The organism is Sphingopyxis sp. SCN 67-31 (assembly GCF_001725095.1).
Genome location: NZ_MEFH01000065.1, coordinates 42,115 through 48,328, shown reverse-complemented (window position 1 = coordinate 48,328; position 6,214 = coordinate 42,115). Strand labels below are relative to the sequence as shown.

Genomic DNA, 6,214 nt, shown 5'->3' with positions numbered 1-6,214 from the left:
TCCCGATGACCTTCCAGCCGGGTGAGGCCTACCAGTTCGACTGGAGCCACGAGGATGTGGAGATCGCCGGCAAGCCGATGCGGGTGAAGGTGGCGCATACCGTCTTCGGTGATCCCAAGATGACTACGGCGCTGCTCGACCGCGTCACCCACCACTGCGATATCATCGAGACGGGCAACGACAGCTGGCGCTTCAAAAACCGCAGCTGACCGCCACCTTCGGCGTCTTCAAAAATCTATCTTGCGCTGCGCGCGCCTCCGGTCGGGCTACGCCCGCCCTCCGCCGCACGCAGCGCAAGGCCATCCTCAACAAACCAGCATCATATCCGATAAGGGGGTCCCTCTTCGACGCCGATCGGGGGTCCCTTTTGCGCGCAGATTGACAGCGAACAGCCACAATCGTGCGACCTCTGCACGGCTGTGACAGGTTCGACCGAGGAATCGTGCGGGTCGCGGCCCTCCAGCTATATCGACATTAAGAGAGCCTGGAACTCTTCGTGGAAGAGAAGAAAGGGATGGCGCCTCTTGGCGGCCCAATTGGAACACGCGGACGTTGGACCGCCGACATGTGCTCCACACGAGGTTCGGCCCCGTCTTTCCAGTTAGAAGTGGTACTAGGGTCCGGACCCAATAACTGGGTTCCTCCGGCGATCAGATTGTGATTCAGTGTCTCGGCGAGGAGGCGTTGGGATGTCTGATTTCTCTTGGTTTTCCGATGCTTAGTGGGCTCGGATCGAGCCGCTTTTGCCGACGGATGTTCGCGGCAAGCCCCGTGTCGATGATCGCCGTGTGTTGAGCGGGATCGTCCACGCGCTTCGCTGCGGCGGGCGCTGGGCAGACTGTGCGGACGTCTATGGTCCGAAGAAGACGCTCTACAATCGGTTCGTCCGCTGGTCCGAGCGCGGCATCTGGGAAGGCATTTTCAGTGCGCTTGCGGGAGCCGGCGACACCCCGGATCGACTGTTCATCGACAGCAGTTGCATCAAGGTCCACCGCTGCGCCGGTGGTGGAAAAGGGGGGCCTTGGCTCATGGTATCGGCCGCACGAAAGGTGGACGCAACACCAAGCTCCACGCGGTCTGCGATGAGAAAGGCCGCCCTTGCGTCCTGCTCCTGACGCCCGGAAACGTCCATGATTGCAAGGTCGCGCGACTTTGCATCGAGGCCATGCCGCCCTCAGCCGAACTCGTCGCCGACAAAGGCTATGATAGCCAGGCCCTGCGCGAATGGCTCGATGAGCGCGGCACCCAAGCTGTCATCCCACCGCGCAAGAACCGCAAGATCCAGTACGATTATGACCGCGCAATCTACAAACAGCGCAATGTCATCGAGCGCATGTTCTGCCGCTTCAAGGACTGGCGCCGCATCGCCACACGCTTCGACCGAAACCTCAAAAACTTCATGGCCGCCATCAGCCTCGCCGCCGCCGTCATCTGGTGGCTGTAGTGAGTCCGGACCCTAGGCCTCAAATACGTTGGGTGCGCAAATGCCGCCGCCATCAATGACGAGCGATTGGCCCGTAATCCAGGACGAATCATCGCTGCAGAAGAACAACGCAGCCGGAGCGATGTCCGTCGTCAGTCCCATGCGACGCATGGGCAACTCGGCGGCAAGGGTCTGCTCGCGTACTTCCCACACCGCTCGCGCCATCTCGGTCTTGATGACGCCGGGCGCGATCGTGTTGATCCTGATCTTGGGTCCTAGCTCGAAACCGAGCTGGCGTGTCATGTGAATCATTGCCGCCTTCGTGCCATTGTAATAGCCGATACCCGGCTCGGTAGTCAGGCCGCCGACTGAAGCGATGTTGAGCACCACGCCGCCCCGCTCGCCCATGCCGGCATCAGAGGCCGCGCGCAGCCAAGCAAGCATGCCAAACTGGTTTACTCGGTGAGTCTTTTCCGCGCGTGCCAGGTCGATATTGATCAGCGGACCGAAATACGGGTTCGTGCCGGCGTTGTTGACCAGAATGTCGATCGGGCCAAGCCGCTCAACAACGTTTGCCACGACGCTGGTCGCTTGATCCGGCTCACCCGCATTCGCGGCATGGATGACCACCTCGCCGTCACCGGGGCATTGCAACAGTTCCTCGCGCGCCGCCGTCAGCCCTTCTAGTTTCCGCGCGACGAGCGCCAGATGAGCGCCCTCCGCGCGAAACGTCTTGGCGATCTCCAGCCCGATGCCACGTGATCCCCCAGTGATCAGCGCAACCTTGCCGTCTAGTCTTCCTGTCACTTTGCCTAGTCCCCTATATTAAAATCTGTTGGAAAATTCCGTCAGCGGCCTCGCCATTCCGGCTTGCGTTTCTCGAGAAACGAAGCGATTCCCTCTTGCGCGTCCCTGCTGGAACAGCTGAGGTCGAAGGCGAAGCGTTCGAGAAGCTTCAGTGGTTGGCTGGCGGCGTCATACCCTGCGGCAATCATCGATTTGGTCAGCCCGAGTTGATATGCGCTCTTGTCGAGCAGTTGGCCCGTAAAGCCAGCCACAGTGTCATCCAGCGCTTCGGCGTCCGCCATTTCATTCACCAGGCCCCACTCATATGCAGTGCCGGCCGAGATCAGCTTGCCGCCCAGGATGAGATCCTTGGTGCGACGAATGCCGATCAGGCTGGGTAGCCGATATGTCGGCCCCGCACCACCGAACATGGCTAGCCGAATGCTGAACTCGCCGATCCGGGCGGTGGTTTCGGCGATTGCGAAGTCGGTCGCAAGCATGAGCTCGAACCCGGCCCCCGTTGCCATGCCCTCAATTACTGCGATCGATGGGATAGGAGCATGGGCAAGCCGGTCGAACACCTCCGCCGCGCGCGTTGCGGCGACCGATGTATGCTGGGGGCCGCCGGAAAGCGTGGAGAGGTCGAAACCCGAGGAAAAAATGCCGCCACGCCCACGCACTACGATGATGTTGCAGGAATCGTCCGTCTGAACAGAGGCTATGAGGCCGTCGAGACCGTCAAGTATCTCCAGCGTGAGTGAATTCTTTTTCTCCGGACGATCGATCCAGAAGGTCGCGACTCCATCGCTACGCTCGATTGCATATCCGATCACAGATCACTGCTCCCAACACCATTTGCCGATACAGCATATGGCGTCGGAGTTTTTCAGTCAACTAGTGCGTTGACTATAAATATCACCGCAGAGTGCTGACACCGTCGAGAAAGATACGGGTGAAAGTATCTGCGAGTTGTTCTGCGGTGAAGCGCTTGCCGGGGGTATGCCAACGATGGGTCCAAGAGATCATGCCGAACACCGCGTTGACGCAAAGTGTGGCCGAAAGGTCGCTATGGAACGAGCCATCGATCATCCCTTCCTTGATTACAGCGAGGAAGATCTGCTCGATCCGCGCAGTTTTAACCGCTACATCGACTGCCCAAGGCTCATCCTTCTGCGAAATGCGACTCATGTCCTCTTGGATATACACATACACGTGAGGGTAGTGCCGCTCATAGGATTCCAGGATTACCAAAACCAGCTGTGCCAGTTTGTCTCCCGGTGGAAGCCGAAGGGCAAGGATTGCTTCGCACGCATTCAGGTTTGTGTCGATGACGTCACGGATGACCTCATGGAACAGATCCTCCTTGCTGCTGAAATAATAATATAATGTGGCTCGATCTATGCCGATATGTTCGGCGACATCGTTCAACCGCGTCGCGGCATATCCTTTTTCGCGAAAAAGCTTGGCACCTGCGACGAGAATTTGCTCGCGCTTGGCAAGATAGTCCGAGCCTTTTTCTCGCCGCGCTACCGTCCTACGGGTCGCCATCCGGCTATGACCACTTTCCACCAACCTCTTTATCCTCTGCTCTTCCTCCGGTCAGCGAGCATCGAATCTGTCAACATCTATGTTGACAGATTCGATGCTCGCTGACATCGTGCCCTACCTAAAACAGAATCTATTTGCGAGGGGAATGAGCATGGCCCATGCTGCCGACGGCCCGATCATTGTCACTGTCGTCGATAAGCGCACATCAGCAGGGGCGCTCGTAGCCGACGGTCTGGCGAGTCTAGCGACCTGGTACCAATTCGGCTTCCTTGGCCTCGTGGCGGGATTTGTCGGCCGAGCGCTGCTGCCGACGTTCGACGACACGATCGCTACATTGGTTATACTCGCCATTTTCGCCTTAGGGTTCTTTACCCGGCCCATTGGGGGGGCGCTCAGCCAGAAATTCGCGGCGCAACATGGAGGCAAGTTCGCGCAAGCGGCCGCCATCCTCTTAATGAGCGTGTCATCAGTCCTCATTGGGCTGCTGCCCGACTTTACCTCGGGTGGATATGCGGGCATCGTAATGCTCGTGGCGCTTCGACTTACGCAAGGCATCGCCGCCGGGGCCGAAATGACCGGTCCGGTCGGGCGAATGGCGGCGATGGCACCGAATGGTCAGCGCGGACTGCTGGCTTGCTGGCCGATGGTGTTAAACCTGAGTGGCTACACGCTCAGTGCTGGTGTCGCGCTTTTCCTCGTTACCGAGTACGGCGAGGCCGCTGTCTATGATGGCAGCTGGCGGTTAGGTTTTTTCGTTGCGTTCCCGCTCGCCATTCTGATTGGCCTGCTGCGATTCGGTGTCGATCAGTCGCTTGTCCTGACGGAGGTCGCGGTGCGTCGACCGGCAGTTCCGGTGGCGCCAGCTGCGGAGATCGCGCACTGGCGACCCGTGTTGCTCACGCTGGGCGGCGTACTGGTCTACAACGCCACAACTGGCGCCTTTCAGGTCGGTGTGCCTTGGTTGGTACCGCTCGGCGCGGACTGGAGTCTTGCCGACAATCTCAGGCTTGCGTTGCTGTTCGGCATTGGCCCGCTGACCTTCCCATTATTTGGTCTTCTGGTTGACAGATGGGGAGCATCGCGACTGCTTGGCTTTGGGGCCGTGGCGGTGGCGCTGGCGGCTTATCCGGTGTTCTCGGCCTTGGCTGCCGGCAGGCCGCCCTTGACGGTGATTATCGCGGGCATCGTGCTAATGGGGGTGCTCGGCGGCGCGATCCAGGCGTTTCTGGCCGAGCGGCTGCCGGATCGATCTCCGCGTGTACAGCTGACCTACGCGATGTCGGCCGCAATCTTTGGCGGCACGTCGCCGATGATCATCTGTGCTATCGCGGCGCTGACCGCCGATCCGGCGGCGGGGTCTTCATATCTGGTGGCGGCTGGCGCGGTGAGCTGCCTGTGCATTCTTGTAATCGGCACGGTTTCTGGGAGCACGCTGCCGAAACCTGCAACGGAGAAAATGAAGTGAAGACACGCATTACAGAACTGTTCGCCATCGAGTATCCGATCATTCAAGGCGGCATGCATCATGTTGGATTGGCGGAATTGGCAAGCGCCGTATCGAACGCGGGTGGTCTGGGCATTATCACTGGGCTGACCCAGCGTACACCTGAGAAGCTTGCGAATGAAATCGCGCGTTGCCGGGGGATGACCGACAAGCCGTTTGGCGTCAATCTCACTTTCCTGCCGTCGTTCGTCGATACTCCTTATGAAGAATATATAGCCGCGATCCGCGAAGGCGGTGTCCGGATTATCGAGACCGCCGGCAGAAGTCCCGAGAAATACATGCCGACACTAAAGGCCGCCGGAATCGCTGTCATTCATAAGTGCACCTCCGTTCGGCATGCGCTGAAAGCGGAGAGCATTGGTTGCGATGCGGTCAGCGTCGACGGCTTCGAATGCGGCGGCCATCCCGGCGAAGACGACGTTCCAAACATGATCTTGCTTCCGCGAGCAGCCGACGAACTGAAAATTCCATTCGTCGCCTCTGGAGGCATGGCGGACGGCCGCAGCCTGGTTGCCGCACTGGCGCTGGGCGCAGACGGAATGAACATGGGCACACGCTTTCTGGCGACGCAGGAAGCTCCTGTGCACCAGAATGTGAAGGATGCGATTGTCGCTGCATCTGAACTTGATACCCGGCTCATCATGCGGGCGCTACGCAACACGGAGCGGGTATTGCGCAACGAGGCGGTCGACCGAGTGGTAGCGATCGAACGCGAAAAGGCTGCCGCGTTGACGATTGACGATATCCGCGCGGAAGTTGGCGGTGTCTATCCGCGTGTAATGGGCGATGGCTTGGTTGATTCAGGTGCATGGAGTTGTGGGATGGTTGCCGGCCTGATTGATGACGTTCCGACTGTGAAAGCGCTGATCGACCGTGTCATGGGACAGGCCAAGGAATTGGTTCGGTCACGGCTCTTTAATATTCTCGGCTAGAGTGGCTGACTGGTCGAGCCC

The 6,214-nt window shown here is 59.3% G+C and carries 6 protein-coding genes and 1 pseudogene; 4 read left to right on the top strand and 3 right to left on the bottom strand.

What is annotated here, in order from left to right; all coding sequences use genetic code 11:
- Positions 1–101: 101 nt before the first annotated feature.
- A pseudogene (locus ABS88_RS13600) lies at positions 102–209 on the top strand (ATP-binding protein); the annotation flags it as partial.
- 522 nt (positions 210–731) lie between these two features.
- Positions 732–1,444, top strand: a protein-coding gene (locus ABS88_RS13595; RefSeq protein WP_286749997.1) for an IS5 family transposase whose coding sequence is annotated in 2 segments (ribosomal slippage) — positions 732–1,023 and positions 1,023–1,444 — 714 coding nt in all. Because the reading frame shifts where the segments join, the coding sequence is not laid out codon by codon here.
- A gap of 12 nt (positions 1,445–1,456) precedes the next feature.
- On the opposite strand, the gene ABS88_RS13590 is transcribed toward ABS88_RS13595, so the two are convergent.
- From ABS88_RS13590 to ABS88_RS13580, 3 genes are all read right to left on the bottom strand, one after another.
- A complete protein-coding gene (locus ABS88_RS13590) occupies positions 1,457–2,230 on the bottom strand; it encodes an SDR family oxidoreductase (RefSeq protein ID WP_286749995.1) in 774 nt (257 codons plus the stop codon).
- A 41-nt stretch (positions 2,231–2,271) separates the two neighbouring features.
- On the bottom strand, positions 2,272–3,042 hold the full coding sequence (locus ABS88_RS13585) for an enoyl-CoA hydratase/isomerase family protein (protein WP_286749994.1): 771 nt from the start codon (positions 3,040–3,042) through the stop codon (positions 2,272–2,274).
- Between the two features lie 82 nt (positions 3,043–3,124).
- Positions 3,125–3,778, bottom strand: a complete 654-nt coding sequence (locus ABS88_RS13580) for a TetR/AcrR family transcriptional regulator (protein WP_286749993.1) — start codon at positions 3,776–3,778, stop codon at positions 3,125–3,127.
- A gap of 130 nt (positions 3,779–3,908) precedes the next feature.
- Between ABS88_RS13580 and ABS88_RS13575 the strand changes: the two genes are divergently transcribed.
- Together ABS88_RS13575 and ABS88_RS13570 are read left to right on the top strand one after the other, a co-directional pair.
- Entirely contained in the window at positions 3,909–5,222 is a 1,314-nt protein-coding gene (locus tag ABS88_RS13575; protein WP_286749992.1) for an MFS transporter, read from the top strand.
- Positions 5,219–6,193 carry an NAD(P)H-dependent flavin oxidoreductase gene (locus ABS88_RS13570; protein WP_286749991.1) on the top strand — a complete coding sequence of 325 codons (975 nt, stop codon included), beginning with the start codon at positions 5,219–5,221 and terminating at the stop codon, positions 6,191–6,193. The genes ABS88_RS13575 and ABS88_RS13570 overlap by 4 nt, the downstream gene beginning before the upstream one ends.
- The last annotated feature ends 21 nt before the right edge of the window (positions 6,194–6,214 follow it).